This window comes from Kosakonia sp. 1610 (assembly GCF_050435845.1).
Lineage (GTDB): Bacteria > Pseudomonadota > Gammaproteobacteria > Enterobacterales > Enterobacteriaceae > Kosakonia > Kosakonia cowanii.
The window spans coordinates 244,116-263,064 of the sequence record NZ_JBNDKZ010000005.1 but is presented as its reverse complement, the minus strand read 5'-3'; the positions used below and the strand labels follow the sequence as shown (position 1 = coordinate 263,064).

Genomic DNA, 18,949 nt, shown 5'->3' with positions numbered 1-18,949 from the left:
TTCGCCACATTAGAGGGCGCGAAAAGCCCTGTACTTTGTGCGCCATCGCCCATAAAACTGCCCTCTTCTCTGCGAGAATTAGCCTAATCATCATGGAAAGGGATTCGATCATGAGTGAGATAGCGTTAATGGTCAGCGTGCTGGCGCTGGTGGCAGTGGTTGGGCTGTGGATCGGCAACATCAAAATACGCGGCATCGGCTTTGGCATTGGCGGTGTGCTGTTTGGCGGGATTATTGTTGGGCACATCGCCGATCGGCTGGGAATAACGTTAAGCGGGCCGATGCTGCTGTTTGTGCAGGAGTTCGGCCTGATCCTCTTCGTCTACACCATCGGTATCCAGGTCGGGCCGGGGTTCTTTGCCTCGCTGCGCGTCTCGGGGCTGCGCCTCAACCTCTTCGCCATCCTGATTGTGCTGCTGGGGGGCCTGGTCACGGCGATCCTGCATAAACTCTTCGCCATTCCGCTGCCAGTGGTGCTCGGTATCTTCTCCGGCGCGGTGACCAACACGCCCGCCCTGGGTGCCGGGCAGCAGATCCTGCGCGATTTGTGGCTGCCGGTGGAACAGCTGGATGTAATGGGCACCAGCTATGCGATGGCCTACCCGTTCGGTATCTGCGGCATTTTGCTGAGCATGTGGCTGCTGCGGGTGCTGTTTCGCGTCAATGTGGATGAGGAGGCCCGCAAGCACGACGCCACCCTCAATAGCGGCGTCTCGCATATTCGCACCATTAATGTTCGGGTGGAAAACAGCAACCTCAACAATATGGCGATTCAGGATGTGCCGCTGCTCAACAGCGACAAAATCATCTGTTCACGGCTGAAACGGGACGAGCTGCTGATGGTGCCCTCGCCCACCACGGTGATTCAGGCGGGCGATCTGCTGCATCTGGTCGGCCTGCCGCGCGATCTGCATAACGCCCAGTTGGTGATTGGCAAAGAGGTCGAGACCTCCCTCTCAACGCGCGGCACCGATCTGCGCGTTGAGCGGGTGGTGGTGACCAACGAAAAAGTGCTGGGGAAAAAGATCCGTGACCTGCAGCTGAAAGAGCGTTATGACGTGGTGATTTCGCGCCTCAATCGCGCCGGGGTGGAGCTGGTTGCCAGCTCCGACGCCAGCCTGCAGTTTGGCGATATCCTCAACCTGGTTGGCCGACCGGCGGCGATTGAGGCAGTGGCCAGCGAAGTGGGCAACGCGCAGCAGAAATTACAGCAGGTGCAGATGCTGCCGGTGTTTATCGGTATCGGTCTCGGTGTGCTGCTCGGCTCGGTGCCGCTGTTTATTCCCGGCTTTCCGGTGGCCTTAAAGCTTGGTCTGGCGGGCGGGCCGCTGATTATGGCGCTGATCCTCGGGCGTATCGGCACCATCGGCAAGCTCTACTGGTTTATGCCGCCGAGCGCAAACCTGGCGCTGCGCGAGCTTGGCATTGTGCTGTTTCTGGCGGTTGTCGGCTTGAAGTCCGGCGGCGATTTCTTTGCCACGCTAACTCACGGCGAAGGGGTGACGTGGATGTGTTACGGCATCTTTATTACCGCCATTCCGCTGCTGACCGTCGGTGTGCTGGCGCGGATGCTCGGCAATATGAACTATTTAACCCTCTGCGGTATGCTGGCCGGGTCGATGACCGATCCGCCGGCGCTGGCCTTCGCCAATAACCTGCATGCCACCAGCGGCGCGGCAGCGCTCTCCTATGCGACGGTCTATCCGCTGGTGATGTTTTTGCGCATTATTACCCCTCAACTCCTGGCGGTGCTATTTTGGGGGCTGGGCCAGGCGTTTTAGCCTGGCGAACGGCCTGCTTTATAAGGAGTGTTGATGAAAATCTCCCGCGTCGGCGAAGCGCCCGATTACCGCTTTTCGCTGGCCAACGAGCGCACCTTTCTTGCCTGGATCCGCACCGCGCTGGGCTTTCTCGCCGCGGGCGTTGGCCTCGATCAGCTGGCACCGCAGTTTGCCACGCCGCTGATCCGCGAAACCCTGGCGCTGCTGCTCTGCCTCTTCGCCGGTGCGCTGGCGCTGTATGGCTATCTGCGCTGGTTGCGTAATGAGAAAGCGATGCGCTTAAAAGAGGATCTGCCCTACACCCGCACGCTGCTGCTTATCAGTATGGCGCTGGCGGCGGTCGCCATAGTGGTGATGGTGCTGGTGTTCTATGCCGGATAGCCGCAAAGCGCGCCGCGCTGTCGACCCCGGTTTGCAGCCGGAGCGCACCTCGCTCGCCTGGCTACGCACGCTGTTCGGCTATGGCGCGCTGATGGCGCTGGCGGTAAAGCATAACTGGCAGCAATCGGGCACGCCGTTCTGGATCTCCCTCGCGCTGCTGGCGCTGGTGGCGGGTATCCTCTGGCGTTATACCCTTCTGCGGCAGCGCATGGATGTGCACGCGGGTGACTTCGCGCTGCCCGGCAGCGTGCGTGACAAGCTGCTTATCGCCCTCGGCGTCTTCTCTCTCGCCCTGCTGTTCGCCGTTACCCATATTCGCCAGTTATGGCTTCTGCTCTGAGTGCGGGAAAAATTTATTACGCTTTGCCGCTACGCGCGCTGAGCAAAAGCATGCTAAATACATGTAATCACCCCCGATTTTCGCAAGGTCAACCGTGTTAAAGCCACTGATTGCTGTTGTTATGTTGCTGGCGGCAACCGCTGTGTATGCCGCCGATACTCCGCTGACGGCGGCGCGTTACGCGCAGCAGTTGGGCGTTGGCATGGACGTTGACTGGGCGCGTACCGAGCGCGGCATCCGCGAATTTGACCCGCTGGTGGTGCGTGATTTTTACAACGCTGGCATTCGCCATGTTCGTATTCGCGTGGCGGATAATATGACCGAAGCGCGGCTGATTCACCTGCGTAAGCTGGTCGAAGCCTGCGAAGCCTACGGCGTAACGCCGATCATCGCTTATCAGGCCGATGGTTTTAAAGCCGATCCCAACGCAAAAACCGAAGCGCAGCTGGTGGCCTGGTGGACGACCGTCGGACAATTTTTTGGCAGCGAGCATCCGACGCTCGGTTTTGATGTGATTTATGAACCCGCCGACAAACTGAACCGCGATCTGCCCGCCTTAAATCGCACTTACGACAATGTGGTGCGCACCCTGCATCAGATTGATGCCCAGCGGATGATCTTCATCGCCCCGCGATTGCGCGCCGCGCCTGAGGATCTCGCCTCGCTGCGGCTGCCTGTGCACAGCCAGAACTACCTGCTGGCGGAGTGGCATATCTTTCCGTGGGGGCCGCTGAAAAGTAACGGCAAATACCCGTGGACTTCCGGCACGGCGGCAGAAAAAGCGGCGATCCGCGCGCGCATCGCTGCGGCGCTGCGCTGGCAGCAAAAAACCGGTCACGCCAGTTGGGTCGGTGGCTGGGCGGTGGGAGAGTCGATAAAAAACGCGCCGACCGCCTCGCAGATGGCTTTCGCCCGCTTTATGGCCTGCGAGCTGAACCGGGCGAAAATCCCGTATGCGATCAATGCCGATACGCAGTTTTATGATGGTGAAGAGGGCGCATGGCGGCCTGCGCCCGCGCCGCTGCTAAAAGAGATGATTACGCCGACCTGCGAAAAGCCCGACCTGAAGCCGGGCCATCATGAGGTCAAACCGCCTGTTCGTGGTGGCCAGGGCGCGACGCCAGCGGCAGCCAGCACAACACAATCAGCAGCCCGGCCAGCGTCATCAGCATCCCAAGGCTAAACTGGCTGTTTTGCGGCAGCTGCGCAGAGAGCCACGCCAGCCCGCCGGAGCCCATATTTTGCAGGCCGCCAATCAGCGCGCCCGCCGTACCGGCTAAGAAGGGGAATGGCTCCATTGCGCCGCTGGTCGCCAGCGGAAAGAGCATCCCGGCACCGAAGAAGAAGAGCGCGGCGGGCACCACTAAGGTCCAGATAGTCATCACGCCAAGGATTCCGGGGATCCACATCAGGATACCGGCCAGCAGGCAGCTTAACGACGCCTGCCACATCAGCGTAGTGAAGCGTTTATTCTGCCGTCCGGCAAACCATGCGCCGAAAAAGGCCGCTGGAATAGGTAGGATAAACAGCACGCTCACCATCATACTGTTCAGCCCCAGTACGCCGCCCATCAGCACGCCTGAGCAGGCCTCAAACACCGCGATGCCCGCCAGGCCGCCAATCAGCATCAGCAGATAACAGCTAAACGCGCCGTTACCGAGCAGGGTTTTATAGCTGGTGATCAGCCGCGAGCGCGGCGCATCCAGCGGACGCGTTTCCGGCATCCAGCGCGCCATGCTGTAGGTGACAATCACACACAGCACCAGCAAGAAGATAAAGCAGGCGCGCCAGTTCACCAGCGTGTTGAGCACGCCGCCAATCAGCGGTGCCAGCAGCGGGCTGACCAGAATACCCATATTTAACAAGCTATTGGCATGCCGAAGCTCGCTGCCCGCATAGAGATCGCGCGGCAGGGTGCGCGCCATTACGCCGCCGACGCCGGTGCCGACGCCCTGCAGGGCGCTGGCGAGGATCAGCACCAGTAAGCTGTTAGTGGTGATAGCGATAAGCGTCGCCAGCATGAAAATCGACATGCCCGCGAGGATCACCGGACGGCGCCCCACTCTGTCGGCCAACGGGCCGTAAAAGAGTTGCGAGACGCCATAGGTCAGCAGGTAGGCCGCCATCACGCTCTGCACCGCCCCTTTACTCACCGCCAGATCGTGCGCCATATCGGCCATCGCCGGAATATAGATGGTTTGCGCCATCTGGCCGACCGCGACCAGAAGCACCAGCATCAATAGCAAATTGACGTTTCTCTGCCTTTTCATATCGATGATTACTTTTCAAAAGTGAAGAATTATAGAATATATGGCTGCAATGCAGCCCAGGTTGCGGAGGAATCTACCACAAGGCGCGGAGTGAGCCACCAGGTGACTCACTAATTGGCAAAGGCTGCCAGGCAGGATTTCTAAACAATTATCGGCAACTTTTGTTGCCAGAATGATCTACGAAAGGCGCAGCAGGATCGCACCGGCGGCAATACCGCAGGCGGCGACAACGCGCACGCCTGCCACGCGCTCTTTGAGCACAAAGCAGGCTAACAGCGCGCCGAAAAGTATTGAGGTTTCGCGCAGCGCAGCCACTACCGCCAGCGGCGCTTGCGTCATCGCCCATAGCGCCAGGCCGTAGGAGCCGAGCGTACCGATGCCGCCCGGCAGCCCTGATTTCCAGTTAGCCACCAGATAACGAGAAACCGCGTGGCGGCGCGCCACCATCGCCCATAGCAGCAGGCAGAAACCGTTGAGGAAGAAGGTCCAGAGGGTGTACCCGAGCGCCGTGCCAGAGAGACGCACGCCGGTGCCATCCACCAGCGTATAGCTGGCGATAAAGCAGGCGTTGAGCAGCGCCAGCCAGATCCCGGTGCGCGACTGGCTGCGCCCGTTAAATGCCATGCCGAGAATCGACAGGCAGATCACCGCAATCCCGCTCCACGCCACCGCGCTCAGGGCATCACCGAGAAACAGCACGCTGACTAACGCCACCAGCAGCGGCGCGGTGCCGCGCATCAGCGGGTAGGTCTGGCTCATCTCTGAGACCTGGTAGGTTTTGGCGACCAGCACGGTATAAACCACTTGCAGAGCACAGGAGAGGGCGAGATAGGGCGCGCTGGCAAGCGTTGGCTGGGGAGAAAAAGGGAGCAATATCAGCGCAATTAGCGCGGCAAATCCGCTCACGGAAATGGCGGAATAGAGCTTATCGCTGCCCGCTTTGACAATGGCGTTCCAGCTGGCGTGGAGCAGTGCGGCGAAGAGCAGAATGCAGAAAACCGAAAGCGTCATGGCGACCTGCGCACGGGAAATGTCACCGAAATGTAACATGACCGGCGCAAGGCGCGCCAGAACGCGAATAGTAAAGAGGGGCGGTTGCCCGCCCCCCTTTGGTGCGACTTGAACCTGAGTTAACGAACAAACTTCAGGACTGCTTCAAGTAGTTGCAACAAGGCAACAATGAGTTTCAGGATCAGGATAACCATCTCCGTCTGGCCCATACGCATCTCCTCAGGTAAAGGAGCACCGGCTGACTTACCTTTCCGCTGCCTGTTATCAGCCGTGTTGTTGACGTAACGCAGTGTGCTCTCAAGGGGTTAAGGCGCTGACGGCACCACCCGTTTCAGCCAGGACTTAGCGCGCCGTAGTTGCGGCCCCCACACAGATGCGCAACATCAGTATATGCGAGTACTGTATTTATATACAGTAATTATTGGTTGTTTTTGCGCCATTGAGCCATACTTAATGCGGATGATTATGTGTAAAAATTGCGCAACCGGACGATATAGCGTATAGTTCCGCTGTTGACGTAACGCAGTGTGCTTGCGGTCACCAGCCGCAAAAAGCTGCAAAAAAACCTCGCTCCGGCGGGGTTTTTTGTTGTCATTTCGGCAATAAGAAATGTGATCAATGGCCCACTTTGCTGCCGGTGCGTAAAAAGCAGTTGTCGGCGAATGATTCCTGTGTTTGTATAAATCTCGTTAATGACATAAAAATTGTTCACACAACAACAGGTCCCCCATGAACGCTGCCACTAAACCGATGAACCTACTAAAAACCGCGCACAACGCCGCGGTGGTCGTCGTGCGTGTGGTGGTGGTCGTCGGCAATGCGCCGTAGGGTCCGGAACAACACACGATTCCAAAACCCCGCCGGCGCAAACCGGGCGGGGTTTCTTGTTTTATCCCTCCCGGAAAGTCGGCCCAGAATAAGAAGGACTGGAGCATGGCAAGTTCGGAAAGCACTCCTCAATCCACGCGCTACACTGGCGCGCAGCTGATTGTTCATTTACTCGAGCGTCAGGGCATCACCACCGTTACCGGCATTCCGGGTGGCACCGTGCTGCCGCTGTACGATGCCCTGAGCCAAAGTACGCAGATTCGCCACGTGCTGGCCCGCCACGAACAGGGTGCCGGTTTTATCGCCCAGGGGATGGCGCGCACGCAGGGAAAACCGGCGGTCTGTCTCGCCTGTAGCGGGCCAGGGGCGACGAACCTGGTCACCGCTATCGCCGACGCGCGCCTCGACTCCATTCCGCTGGTCTGCATTACCGGCCAGGTGCCCGCTTCAATGATCGGCACCGACGCGTTTCAGGAAGTGGACACTTACGGCATCTCTATCCCCATCACTAAACACAACTATCTGGTCCGCGACATTGCCGAACTGCCGCAGGTTATCAGCGATGCGTTTCGCATTGCGCAGTCTGGCCGCCCAGGCCCGGTGTGGATAGATATTCCTAAAGATGTGCAGACTGCGGAGATCACCTTAAGCGAGCTGCCGGAACCGGGCGTTAAAGCCCCGGCTCCGGCGTGGAATGCGCATGACGTTCGTGCCGCAGCGGAGATGATCAATGCCGCGCAGCGCCCGGTGCTCTACCTGGGCGGCGGGGTGATCAATGCGCCGCAGCAAATTCGCCTGCTGGCGGAGAAAGCCAGCCTGCCAACGACTATGACGCTGATGGCGCTCGGCATGCTGCCGAAACACCACCCGCTCTCCCTCGGCATGCTTGGCATGCATGGCGCGCGCAGCACCAACTTCATTCTGCAAGAGGCGGATCTGCTGATTGTGCTGGGTGCGCGTTTTGATGACCGGGCGATTGGCAAAACCGAGCAGTTCTGCCCGAATGCGAAGATTATTCATGTCGATATCGACCGCGCCGAGCTGGGGAAAGTGAAGCAGGCGCATGTCGCGATCCAGGGTGATGTCGGCGAAGTATTGGATGTATTGATTCCGCAGATTGAGGCAAGCGCGCGCCACGCCTGGCGCAACACCGTCGAACAGCTGCAAGCGGAGTTTCCCTCCTCCATTGCGCAGAACAGCGATCCCTTAAGCCACTATGGGCTGATTAACGCGGTGGCAGCCTGCGTTGATGATGAGGCGATTATCACTACCGACGTTGGGCAGCATCAGATGTGGACGGCGCAAGCCTATCCGCTCAATCGCCCGCGCCAGTGGCTCACCTCTGGCGGCCTCGGCACCATGGGCTTTGGTCTGCCGACGGCGATCGGCGCGGCGCTGGCGAACCCGGAGCGGAAGGTGATCTGCTTCTCCGGCGACGGCAGCCTGATGATGAATATTCAGGAGATGGCGACGGCGGCGGAAAACAATCTCGATGTCAAAATCATCCTGATGAATAACGAGGCGCTGGGGCTGGTGCATCAACAGCAGAGCCTGTTCTACAAATCCGGCGTCTTTGCCGCGACCTATCCGGGCATGGTTAACTTTGTGCAGATTGCCGCCGGGTTTGGCCTGCACACCTGCGATTTAAACGCCGCCGCCGATCCGCAGGCCGCGTTGCAGGAGATTATTGACCGCCCAGGACCTGCGCTGGTGCATGTGCGCATCGATCCACAACAGAAAGTCTACCCGATGGTGCCGCCGGGCGCGGCGAATACAGAAATGGTGGGGGAATAAACCATGCAGAGCACTGATAACGTCATTCTTGAACTCACCGTGCGTAACCACCCGGGCGTAATGACCCACGTCTGCGGGCTATTTGCCCGCCGGGCATTCAACGTGGAGGGCATTCTCTGTTTACCGCTCCAGAACGGCGAGCAGAGCCGCATCTGGCTCCAGGTCGCCAACGATCAGCGTCTTGAGCAGATGATAAGCCAGATCGACAAGCTGGAAGATGTGGTGCAGATCATCCGTCACCAGAGCGATCCCGGCGTGTTCAACAAGCTGGGGCTCTTTTTTGAGTAAGCGCTAAAGCGGCACGCCGCCCGTTAAGGCGGCGCGCTACGCTCTATTTTTTGCGCGGCAGCGGAGTGCTGAGGTAGTAGCGCGACTTCTTATTGGTTCTCACGCCGACGACCACAAGTACTACGATGAACAGGATATAACCGATATAAGACATTACTCATCCTCCAGTACGCCAAGCTTGCCCAGTAAATCCACTTGCCACTCGGGTGCCCGCTTCTTATCCCGCTTCGCCAGGAAGCGAACCACTAAAAAGTTAACGTAGCGCGATTCGAAGAACTGCTGCATTTTTTGGTAGTGCTCGTCCAGCCAAAGCTCGATGGCGTAGTTGATCCAGCGGATAAACAGCCAGACATTTTTACGCATACCGCCGCGTTGATTGAGCACGCCAAACGCGTAGAGATAGGCGATATAGGCCAGCTTCTCCTCTTCAACTCGCGACTCAAGCAGCACCTCCGCACACACTTTTTCCACCGCCAGCCGCTGATGCTCCACATCGCGCGACCAGAAGAGCGCACAGGCATAATCATAATGCGCCAGCGCGTGTCCGCGGCGGGTCGCTTCTTCTAACAGCTTCAGGCGCTCGGGCTGGGCCTCTCTTCCGTGCTGCGCTTCCAGAATGCGGCTTTTGCGGAACAGCGCTTCCGGCGAGCGGTTCTGGCAGGCGCGATCAAGCGCTGCGGTTGCCGACTCTGCGGAGGGCGTAATCAGCAAATTGGTCGCCGCAACCGGTGCCAGACCACTGTGAATATCGCTTAACAGCAGCAGCGCGGGGATCACGTCATGTTCGGCGAGCAGCGTTAAAAACTCTTGCGCCTGCGCTTTCTGCTGGAAGAAGCAGAGACGGTTGAGCAGCACGTTCAGCTTGTCCGGCCCGATGCGATCGTCCGTCTGCTTCAGGCGCGCAAGCCACGGCTCAGCCGGGCCAGGAAGATGCACACCTTCCAGCGTCTGCAAGCGCAGATAGGCGCTCAGCAGCAGCTCGGTGTCGTTTTCGCAGCGCGCGCCGGTCAGCGCGATATAGCGCGGGAAGAGCCCCTTCTCATCTTGCAGCGCGTACTCTTTATGGCACAGCACCGACAGCAGCCAGAAGAGCAATGCCCCTTCCTGGGCAAACAGCAGCCGGACTGAACCGTGGTTGAGCATAAACTCAATGCTCTCATAAATGCGCCGCGCGAAGAGCGGGCTATGGGCGTAGAAGGTGTAATCGTCGTCCAGCAGGAAATGGACGTAGGTATCCAGGCAGGTGAGGTGCAGCGCCGCCTTATCTTCCGGCTCCATCGGCAGGGCCAGCATCTGCTGGAACTCCTCATCGAACGCGCCGATCGCTTTGCCGCTGTGCTTATCGGGCCAGTACTCGGGGTTGCCGAGCTTATCCAGCCACTTCACGCTGTAGAGCTTGTTGCGCTTAAGCTCCGGCAACGTGGTGCAGTAGTTGCTGGCTAAAAAGTTATCGATGGCGACATGCTCATCATCGCCGTACCAGCGCGGGTAGAGGTAATAGATAAACTGCTCGCGCACCGGCATGCTTTCCGGGTCGCACTCCAGCGCGCGGTTGAGCCAGTAAAGCGGCGCCATCTCCGCTTCCTGCTCGTCGGCCACGGGCAGACCGGTGTAAATCGGCTCACTGGAGAGCGGTAAACCGCCTTTTTCGCGGGCAAAGGCCAGCGCTGCGTCTGAATAAGCGCTCAGATCAAGCGCTATCGGCTGATGCGGCTCCTCGAACCACGCGGGTTGGTTAAAGTGCCCGCTCGCCGTCAGCAGTAGGTAATAGAGAAAAGGGGTCTGGTTATTCAGGGAGATGGCCTTCGCCGCCCAGTAAAAGAGCAGATCGCTACTGATGCGGGCACGGCTCCACTGGGTGGCGGTCACCCGGTCAGCGTAGTGGCCGCCGCGCGCGTCGCCGGCGATATTAAGCCAGCGCTGAGCCAGCATCGCACAGGGGTAATGGGCCTGCGGCTGCTGCTGATGCCAGGCAGTCAGCAGTTCGACGATCTTCTCTTCGCTATACAACTGCGGGGTAAAGAGAAAGGTGTACTGGCTGATGATGGGAAAAAACGCATCATCGCGATCCTGCTGCCAGCGCGCCTCGGCGGCCGCGTAGTAGCGGGTAAGGGCTTCAAACTCCCCGGCGTGCATCAAATCGCGCAGCTGCTGGCGGACGGAAAAAATCTCATCCAGTGAAATCATGGTGCCTCATAAGGGAGATGTAAGAAAAATGGTGTCCATTGTCACGAAAAAAAGCGGCAGGTACAAACCCCTGATTTAGGTGTTTGAGCGCACTTAGCGCTGTTAGTCGACGCCGATTTGCCCGTATGATGAGCCTCTTTTCGCTGCGGGAGAACGTATGATCTGGTTGATGTTGGCCACGCTGGTGGTGGTCTTTGTGATTGGTTTTCGGGTATTAACCTCCGATTCCCGCCGTGCGATCCGCCGTCTTACCGACCGGCTTAATATTCAACCCGTGCCGGTGGAGTCGATGATTGATCAGATGGGCAAAACCGCGGGCAATGAATTTCTGCGCTATTTAGCGCGTCCCGATGAAGCGCACCTGCAAAACGCGGCGCAGCTGCTGCTGATCTGGCAGGTGGCGATTGTCGATAGCGGTGAGCAAAATTTTCACTACTGGCACCGCCTGATGCAGAAAGCACGGCTTGCGGCACCGATCACCGATGCACAATTACGCCTGGCGCTCGGCTTTCTGCGTGAAATCGATCCGGATAAAGCCGAACTGAGCAATTTTCAGATGCGTTATAACGCGCTCTTCGCACCGGAAGAGGGCGTCTATTGGCTGCACTGATAGCGATGCTGAAGAGTTGCCGAATTGTTAATTGCGTCACACTTTATGAATGTTACACTGCGCGACTTTCACGTTTAACAATTAAGCAGGTAATCAATGAGTGAGCAAAGTATGGCGCAATCTTCAGCCGATCCGGTCACGCGGCCGAACTGGTCCGCCGTTTTCGCCGTGGCCTTCTGTGTAGCATGCTTGATCACCGTTGAGTTTCTGCCGGTCAGCCTGCTGACGCCAATGGCGTTGGATCTGGGCGTTTCCGAAGGGCTTGCCGGGCAAACCGTCACCGTGACTGCCTTTGTGGCGATGTTCGCCAGCCTGTTTATTACCAGCATTATTCGCACCACCGACCGCCGCTATGTGGTGTTCGCCTTTGCGCTGCTGCTGACCCTCTCCTGCCTGCTGGTCTCGTTTGCCACCAGTTTTACCCTGCTGTTAGTCGGGCGTGCCTGCCTCGGGCTGGCGCTTGGCGGCTTCTGGGCGATGTCGGCCTCGCTGACCATGCGTTTAGTGCCGATGCGCACGGTGCCGAAAGCGCTGTCGGTCATCTTTGGCGCGGTGTCGATTGCGCTGGTGATTGCCGCGCCGCTGGGCAGTTTTCTTGGCGGGATTATCGGCTGGCGTAACGTCTTTAACGGCGCAGCGCTGATGGGCGTGGCCTGTATTATCTGGGTGTGGATCGCGCTGCCGTCGCTGCCAGGGCAGACCGAGCAGCACCAGAATATGTTTGGCCTGCTGAAACGCCCCGGCGTTGCGGCGGGGATGCTGGCGATTTTCATGGTCTTCGCCGGCCAGTTCTCCTTCTTTACCTACATTCGCCCGGTCTATACGACCCTTGCCGGTTTCAGCGTCGATGGGCTGACGCTGGTGCTGCTCAGTTTTGGTATCGCCAGTTTCGTGGGTACTTCGTTCTCGTCAGTGGTGATGAAGCGCTCGGTGAAAATGACGCTGGCCCTTGCGCCGCTGACGCTGGCGATAAGCGCGCTGGTGCTGATTTTGTGGGGCAGCGATAAGGTAGTTGCGGCGGGGATCGCCATTGTCTGGGGGCTGGGTTTCGCCCTGATTCCGGTGGGCTGGTCAACGTGGATCACCCGTACCCTTGCCGACCAGGCGGAGAAAGCCGGTTCAATTCAGGTGGCAGTTATTCAATTGGCGAATACCTGCGGCGCGGCGATTGGCGGCTTCGCCCTCGATCATTACGGCCTGCTCTCGCCGTTGATGCTCTCCGGCGGCCTGATGCTGCTCACCGCGCTGCTGGTGGCGGCAAAAGTGAAGGTCAGAGCCTGAATCTCAAAATGCCGGGTGGCGCTGCGCTTACCCGGCCTACAATTCGCGCACGCCCGATAAGGCGCAGCCGCCATCGGGCAATGTGCCGGGTGGCGCTCTGCTTACCCGGCCTACAATTCGCGTAGGCCCGATAAGGCGCAGCCGCCATCGGGCAATGCACCGGCGTTCGTTATGCGGCGCGCACCTTGCGGCGTGAATCCAGCGCGATAAGCAACACCGACGAGACAATCAACAGCGTGCCGAGCCAGTCCGGCAATGTGAAGACCACCCCGAGCAGCGCCACCGAAAGCAGGGCGCTGCTGAGCGGTTCGGCGCAGCTTAAAATGCTCGCTTTCGAGCCGCCAATCATCTGCGCGCCCTTCAAATAAAGGCTAAAGGTCACCGCCGTACCAATCACCACCAGGTAGAAAAAGGCCATCAACAGCGCGCCATCGATGACAAAATCACTCCCCTGCCCGGCATAGAACGGCGTCAGCATTAACCCCGCCAGCAACATACTCCAGCCGACAATCGGCAGCGTGCCGTAACGGGCAATCAGCGCCGAAGGGTACGTGGTGTAAAAGGCGGCGGAGAAGGCGGAGATAATCCCCCACACCAGCGCGCCGGAGGAGATGGAGAGCGAGGTGAGATTACCGTGCGTCACCAGCAGGAAGGTGCCGATTAACGAGGTCATGATCGCCGCTGAGACCAGCAGCGTCGGGCGCGCTTTGCGTACCAGCGCAAACCACGCGACGATAATCGTCGGCGAGAGGAATTGCAGCACTGTGGCGGTGGCGGCGTTGGATTTCTCGATGGTCACCAGGAAGCTCAGTTGCACCACCATCGCGCCAAACAGCGAGAAGAAGAGCAGGCTCAGCGCGTCTTTACGGTTTTTCAGAATGGTAAAAATCTTGTCGCCGTGGACAAACGACAGCGTAAGCAGGATCACGCCGGTAAACAGCAGACGCGTCATGGTCAACCACTGCGCAGAGATGGCGCTCTTCTCCATAATAAACTGCGCACATACGCCGGAACTGCCCCACAGCACTGCCGCTGCGAGCACGCAGAGCATCCCTTTTTTCGTCGAACTCATCGCTAACCCGTTGATAACTTATTAACAGGTTAAGAAGCATAACACAGGCCCGGACAGGAACCGGAGGCGGCATGAGGGGAACCGCCTCCGGGCTGTTACCTTACCACCAGGCTTCCCACATCGCGCCGATGTTGAGCGAGTCGAGGGAGGTATCGTTGGTGCCGTTAACGCGCGCGGTGCGTTTGTTATCCACTTCGCCGCCGGTTACGTAGAAGCGCAGCATCGGGCGGAACTCCGGCCCCATCGCGATAGAGATGTTCTGCGACAGCGTGGCTTTCCAGCCGTGGTTGTCGCCGCCATCATCATAATCCACGCGCTGGTAGCCCAGCTCCAGCCAGGTCGAGTGCACATCGTTCCACCAGTGCATCGGGCGAACAATCGCGCCATAGTTGCGGCGGTTATCCGTTTTTATGCGGCTGTTGTCGTAATCATGGAAGGCGAGCAGGTAATCCACCTGGGTTTGCTGGGTGAATTTATAGGTCCCTTCAAAACTGGTGTAGATGGCCTTCAGATCGTCGGTTTTGTTAAAGACGCTGTTGTCCGAGTTATCAGAGTAGCGGGCGATCAGCTTGTTGATGCCGCTATCGTAGGTATGGCTCAGCACCGCGCCGCCCTGCCAGGCGTGCAGGCGCTCGTCGCGATCCACCGCTTTCGAGTCAAAGCCGTAGTTGGCATAAATCTCCAGATCGAGCGGGCCGACTTTCATGCCGTGCACTTTCGAGGTGACCGCATAGTTGCCTTTATCGCCAACGTTAGAGCTGCCGGTACAGGTGATGCGCGATGGGTTGGATTCATCCTCCAGCACTTCCGGGCTACAGGATTCGATGGAGCCAACGGCCGCAACGTCAAACTGCACGCCGCCAATATCGAAGTTTTTCACCCCCGCGCCCTGGCCGTCGTGGTTCATCCAGAAGTAGTCGTTGATCCCCTGCTGCGGACGCTGGTGGAAATCACGTCCCGCCCAGAAGTAGGCGTTAGGGTTGGAGGCCAGCAGATTAGTCACGCCAGCGTAGGCTTTTTTCAGGTTAACTTCATCGCCCCAGTGATCGAACATCACGTTGATGTCCCAGATCGCGCCGTTATCACCTTTGAACGCTTTCGAGAGCTGGAATTCGCCGCCGTTGCCTTCGTTGCCAAGACGACCAATTGCCGACGCACCGTTGTAGGAGCCATCAACGCCGACATATTTCTGATCGCCGGACTGGTAATGCGCGCCATAGCGGGCATAACCGGTAAATTTCACGCCGTAAGGGATCGCCAAATCGGGCGTTTGCGCCGCGCTTTGCGGCTCAACTACCACATCGGCTTTTTTATTCATTGCGGCGTCCATTTTCGCCTGGCGTTCCGCCAGCGCTTTATCCACCGCTTTTGCGACAATGGCGTCAATTTGCTCTTGCGTAAACTCCTGGGCGAGGGCGGAACCAGAGCAAAGTGTAGCCGCAACCGCCAGCGCCACTGGAAGTTTTTTATTTATCTTCATGGTTATCTCAATATAGTAAGTTGTTCTCAGACAATAACCTTCCGCTCTGTTACAGAGTGGAATATTGCCATCATCAAAACAGACTGCTTTATTTTATTAAGTTGGGTACAGACGTATTAAGATTTACCGTAATCACTTCTCCATTCAGTTACGCTGATAAAGCTGAACGATCTCCTCAGATAATTCACGAGCTAATAACGACGTCATTAAATGGTCCTGCGCATGCACCATAATTAAGGTCATCGGCTGACGGCCTTCGCCAGCATCCTGTTCGATTAATTTGGTTTGCATCTGGTGTGCCTGGCGGGCATAGCCATCGGCCTCTTTCAACAGCAGTTTCGCTTCATCGATGTTGCCTTCACGCGCGGAGCGCAGGGCTTCAAAGCAGAGGCTGCGCGACTGCCCGGCGTTGACGATAATCTCCATTACCGCCTCTTCAAGTGCGACCATAATTTTTAATCCTGAGTAGTGAAACCATTATTCTCAGCGGTGGCGGCAAACCACTCTCCGCTTTTTTTAACGGTGCGTTGTTGGGTGTCGAGATCTAATTGCACGAAACCGTAGCGGTTTTTATAGGCATTACACCACGACCAGTTATCAATAAAGGTCCACATATGGTAGCCAAGACAGTTGCTGCCTTCGCTAATCCCTTTATGCAGCCAGATAAGGTGATCGCGAACGAAATTAATTCGGTAGCTATCGTTTATTTGGCTATTTTCAATAAAGCGCTGTTCATTCTCGACGCCCATACCGTTTTCGGAAATAAAACAGCGTGGGTTACCGTAATTAATGCGCAGGTTGGTGAGAATATCGTAAATACCCGGTTCATAAATTTCCCACCCGCGATAAGGGTTCATTTTACGGCCCGGCATATCGTAATAATCAAACAACCACTCCGGCATAAACGGTGAATCGGGATTGACCGCGCTCTCCCGGCACTTTACCCGCCGCGGCTGGTAATAGTTGATGCCGAGCAGATCGATCTTCCCTTCTGCAATCAGCGCAATATCCTCCGGCTGGCAGGCGGGCAGCTGATTGTGCTCTTTCAGCAGCGCCACCAGGTCAGCGGGATACTCGCCACGCAGTACCGGGTCGAGAAAACTGCGGTTAAACAGTAAGTCAGCGTAGTGCGCCGCCTTCACATCCGCCGGGTGCTGCGAGCGCGGATAAGAGGGCGTCAGGTTGAGCACGATGCCAATCTCACCGGGATGATGCCCGGCACGAAAGGCGCGCACCGCGCTGGCGTGAGCCAGAACCGTGTTGTAAGCCACCGTGGCCGCACGTTTAAAATCGACCACGTTCGGGTAGTGGAAATCGTAAAGATAACCGCCTTCCACCGGCACAATCGGCTCGTTGAAGGTGAACCAGTGATGCACGCGATCGCCGAACAGCTCAAAGCAGATCTGCGCATAGCGGCTGAAGGCGTCGACCACTTCCCGACTCTCCCAGCCGCCCTTCTCCTGCATCACCATCGGCATATCGAAGTGGAACAGGGTAATAAACGGCGTAATGCCCTGCGCCAGCAGTTCGTCAATCACGCTGTTATAAAACGCTACCGCCTGCGGGTTCACCTCGCCGGTACCGTCCGGGATAAGGCGCGCCCAGCTCAGTGAGGTGCGAAAGCTGTTGTGCTTAAGCTCTTTGAGCAGGGCGATATCCTGCTGCCAGTGGCGGTAGAAGGTCGACGTCTGCTGCGGCCCCACCTGCTGATGAAAACGCCACGGCTGACGGGCAAACCAGGCATCCCACGTGGTGGCGCTTTTACCGCCCTGTTCGCTTTCCCCTTCGGTTTGCAGCGCAGAGCAGGCGCTGCCCCACCAGAAGTTTGCGGGAAATTCATATTTCATTACCGACTCCTTTTAATTACTGCTGACGGTTTCCGCCATCGGGGCGCTGCTCTGCGCGGCTTTTTCCTCTTCTGCTTTCATCAGCGAGTGCTCATAAGCGCGCAGGAAAGGCAGATACATCAGGGCGGACATCACCATACAGATCAAACACATTACCAGCGGGCTAAAGGCCCAGTTTGCCGCCCATGAAGCACCGATTGGCGCAGGCGTTGTCCATGGCGTCAGGGAAACGACCTGTGCCAGCAGCCCCATTTTGGTGGCGGTCCAGGCGAGCACGGCGTTAATCAGCGGCACGCAGACAAAAGGCACAAACAGCATCGGGTTCATGATGATCGGCGCACCGAAGAGAATCGGTTCGTTGATATTAAAGAAGCTCGGCACCACGCCCATTTTGCCGATGGTACGCAGATGGGCGACGCGGCTGCGCAGCAGCAGGAAGGCCAGCGGTAACGTGGAGCCGACGCCGCCAATCAGCAGATAGTGATCCCAGAAACCCTGCAGATAGACGTGCGGTAACGCCGCTCCCGCCGCCAGTGCGGCCTGGTTTGCGGAGAGGTTGGCCATCCAGAACGGGTTCATGATGCCGGTGACAATCAGCGAACCGTGGATGCCGGCGAACCAGAAAATCTGGCACAGCAGCACAGAGAGCAGCACCGCGGGCAGCGAGTCGGAGGCGGAAACCAGCGGCTCAAGCAGGTGCATAATCGCCTGCGGCATAATCATGCCGGTTTGCGCTTCGATAAAGAGGTTGAGCGGGTGCAGCGTGCCAATAATCACCAGCACCGGAATGAGGATCTCAAACGAGCGGGCCACGCCGGTCGGCACCTCTTTCGGCAGACGAATAGTGATCTTGTGCTGCTTCAGCCAGGCATAAACCCGTGACGAGTAGATCGAGGTGATCAGCGCCGTAAAGATACCCTGCCCCGAGAGATACTGCGTCGAGATGGTGCCATCTTTGTAAGGCGCGGCGACCAGCAGAAAGGCCATAAACGCCAGCAGGCCGGTCATTACCGGGTCGAGATTAAACTGGCGACCGAGACTGGCACCAATGCCGACAGAGATGAAAAAGGTCATCACCCCCATGCTGAGGTTAAATGGCAACATCAGCTGTTCACGGTATTCGGTCGAGAAATCAAGCCACGCGCGGGCGAAGCCGACGGTGGTATCCGCTGAAAAGGGCGGGAAGATAAACACCAGCATAAACGAGCCGATGATCATAAACGGCAGCGCGGCGGTAAAGCCGTCGCGGATGGCGATAACGTACTTTTGCTGACCAAGACGACCGGCCAGCGGCGTGATGCTTTGCTCAATCACCGTAATCATGGATTGGTAGAGGGAACTCATAAGAACACCTTTTAATGTGCCGCTTCAATCAGCGACAGAGCATAGTCCAGTACCTCGTCGCCACGTTGCATGCCGTAATCCATCGGGTTGATGGGTTGTACCGGAATGCCCTGGGCGGCGGCCTTTTCTGCCAGTGTTTTTAACATGTATTTAACTTGTGGACCGAGAAGCACGACCTGGTAGCGTGGAAACTGCAGATCAAACTCAGCTACGCCGTACGCGTCGATCTCAACCGGGATATCGCGGGCTTTCGCCGCCTCTTCCATTTTTCTGACCAGCAGACTGGTGGACATACCGGCTGAGCAACACAACATGATCCTGAACATCGTTAACCGTCCTCGAAGTGTAAAAAGTTATTGCGGAGACGATTGGATATCATATGGAAACCGGTTTCCATGGATTCGCCATAGAAGTGTGATAGCTGTCAATATCTGT

At 57.7% G+C, this 18,949-nt stretch carries 19 protein-coding genes; 9 read left to right on the top strand and 10 right to left on the bottom strand.

Annotated features, from left to right (window positions below; genetic code table 11):
* The first annotated feature begins 110 nt into the window (after window positions 1–110).
* The 4 genes from ABIC80_RS16025 (at window position 111) to ABIC80_RS16010 (ending at window position 3,685) form a co-directional block, all read left to right on the top strand.
* Window positions 111–1,781 carry a putative transporter gene (locus ABIC80_RS16025; protein WP_429177790.1) on the top strand — a complete coding sequence of 557 codons (1,671 nt, stop codon included), beginning with the start codon at window positions 111–113 and terminating at the stop codon, window positions 1,779–1,781.
* Between the two features lie 33 nt (window positions 1,782–1,814).
* Window positions 1,815–2,162, top strand: a complete 348-nt coding sequence (locus ABIC80_RS16020) for a YidH family protein (RefSeq protein WP_305207187.1) — start codon at window positions 1,815–1,817, stop codon at window positions 2,160–2,162.
* Entirely contained in the window at window positions 2,152–2,502 is a 351-nt protein-coding gene (locus ABIC80_RS16015; protein WP_429177789.1) for a DUF202 domain-containing protein, read from the top strand. Before ABIC80_RS16020 ends, ABIC80_RS16015 begins: the two co-directional genes overlap by 11 nt.
* A gap of 94 nt (window positions 2,503–2,596) precedes the next feature.
* Entirely contained in the window at window positions 2,597–3,685 is a 1,089-nt protein-coding gene (locus ABIC80_RS16010) for a cellulase family glycosylhydrolase (protein WP_429177788.1), read from the top strand.
* Here the strand turns inward: ABIC80_RS16010 and emrD are convergent.
* From emrD to tisB, 3 genes are all read right to left on the bottom strand, one after another.
* A complete protein-coding gene (gene emrD / locus ABIC80_RS16005; RefSeq protein ID WP_200135094.1) occupies window positions 3,588–4,772 on the bottom strand; it encodes a multidrug efflux MFS transporter EmrD in 1,185 nt (394 codons plus the stop codon). The genes ABIC80_RS16010 and emrD overlap by 98 nt on opposite strands.
* Window positions 4,773–4,949: 177 nt before the next feature.
* The gene (locus ABIC80_RS16000; protein WP_429177828.1) at window positions 4,950–5,783 is read right to left on the bottom strand and encodes an EamA family transporter; all 834 of its coding nucleotides are present in this window, start codon (window positions 5,781–5,783) and stop codon (window positions 4,950–4,952) included.
* Window positions 5,784–5,902: 119 nt separating this feature from the next.
* On the bottom strand, window positions 5,903–5,992 hold the full coding sequence (gene tisB / locus ABIC80_RS15995; protein ID WP_054803546.1) for a type I toxin-antitoxin system toxin TisB: 90 nt from the start codon (window positions 5,990–5,992) through the stop codon (window positions 5,903–5,905).
* A 520-nt stretch (window positions 5,993–6,512) separates the two neighbouring features.
* Here tisB and ivbL point away from each other — a divergent pair.
* From ivbL to ilvN, 3 genes are all read left to right on the top strand, one after another.
* Window positions 6,513–6,611 carry an ilvB operon leader peptide IvbL gene (ivbL, locus tag ABIC80_RS15990; RefSeq protein WP_124966939.1) on the top strand — a complete coding sequence of 33 codons (99 nt, stop codon included), beginning with the start codon at window positions 6,513–6,515 and terminating at the stop codon, window positions 6,609–6,611.
* A 105-nt stretch (window positions 6,612–6,716) separates the two neighbouring features.
* Window positions 6,717–8,405, top strand: a complete 1,689-nt coding sequence (gene ilvB / locus ABIC80_RS15985) for an acetolactate synthase large subunit (protein WP_042715094.1) — start codon at window positions 6,717–6,719, stop codon at window positions 8,403–8,405.
* A 3-nt stretch (window positions 8,406–8,408) separates the two neighbouring features.
* Window positions 8,409–8,693, top strand: coding sequence for an acetolactate synthase small subunit (gene ilvN, locus ABIC80_RS15980; RefSeq protein WP_076769298.1), 285 nt, complete (start codon window positions 8,409–8,411; stop codon window positions 8,691–8,693).
* 153 nt (window positions 8,694–8,846) lie between these two features.
* On the opposite strand, the gene ABIC80_RS15975 is transcribed toward ilvN, so the two are convergent.
* The gene (locus ABIC80_RS15975; RefSeq protein WP_429177787.1) at window positions 8,847–10,880 is read right to left on the bottom strand and encodes a DUF4034 domain-containing protein; all 2,034 of its coding nucleotides are present in this window, start codon (window positions 10,878–10,880) and stop codon (window positions 8,847–8,849) included.
* A 157-nt stretch (window positions 10,881–11,037) separates the two neighbouring features.
* Here ABIC80_RS15975 and ABIC80_RS15970 point away from each other — a divergent pair, with 157 nt between their 5' ends.
* Complete coding sequence (locus ABIC80_RS15970; RefSeq protein WP_054803550.1) at window positions 11,038–11,490, top strand: DUF1198 domain-containing protein; 453 nt, start codon at window positions 11,038–11,040, stop codon at window positions 11,488–11,490.
* Between the two features lie 96 nt (window positions 11,491–11,586).
* A complete protein-coding gene (nepI, locus tag ABIC80_RS15965; RefSeq protein ID WP_429177786.1) occupies window positions 11,587–12,771 on the top strand; it encodes a purine ribonucleoside efflux pump NepI in 1,185 nt (394 codons plus the stop codon).
* Between the two features lie 169 nt (window positions 12,772–12,940).
* Here nepI and ABIC80_RS15960 read toward each other — a convergent pair whose 3' ends face one another.
* The 6 genes from ABIC80_RS15960 to ABIC80_RS15935 all read right to left on the bottom strand — a co-directional run bounded on the left by ABIC80_RS15960 (window position 12,941) and on the right by ABIC80_RS15935 (window position 18,840).
* Complete coding sequence (locus tag ABIC80_RS15960; RefSeq protein ID WP_042715084.1) at window positions 12,941–13,843, bottom strand: EamA family transporter; 903 nt, start codon at window positions 13,841–13,843, stop codon at window positions 12,941–12,943.
* 100 nt (window positions 13,844–13,943) lie between these two features.
* Entirely contained in the window at window positions 13,944–15,323 is a 1,380-nt protein-coding gene (locus ABIC80_RS15955) for a carbohydrate porin (protein ID WP_042715082.1), read from the bottom strand.
* A gap of 144 nt (window positions 15,324–15,467) precedes the next feature.
* Complete coding sequence (locus tag ABIC80_RS15950; RefSeq protein WP_094422682.1) at window positions 15,468–15,773, bottom strand: PTS lactose/cellobiose transporter subunit IIA; 306 nt, start codon at window positions 15,771–15,773, stop codon at window positions 15,468–15,470.
* 5 nt (window positions 15,774–15,778) lie between these two features.
* On the bottom strand, window positions 15,779–17,170 hold the full coding sequence (locus ABIC80_RS15945) for a glycoside hydrolase family 1 protein (protein ID WP_429177785.1): 1,392 nt from the start codon (window positions 17,168–17,170) through the stop codon (window positions 15,779–15,781).
* A 12-nt stretch (window positions 17,171–17,182) separates the two neighbouring features.
* Entirely contained in the window at window positions 17,183–18,514 is a 1,332-nt protein-coding gene (locus ABIC80_RS15940) for a PTS sugar transporter subunit IIC (RefSeq protein ID WP_042715077.1), read from the bottom strand.
* A gap of 11 nt (window positions 18,515–18,525) precedes the next feature.
* The gene (locus ABIC80_RS15935; RefSeq protein ID WP_042715075.1) at window positions 18,526–18,840 is read right to left on the bottom strand and encodes a PTS sugar transporter subunit IIB; all 315 of its coding nucleotides are present in this window, start codon (window positions 18,838–18,840) and stop codon (window positions 18,526–18,528) included.
* Window positions 18,841–18,949 lie beyond the last annotated feature (109 nt).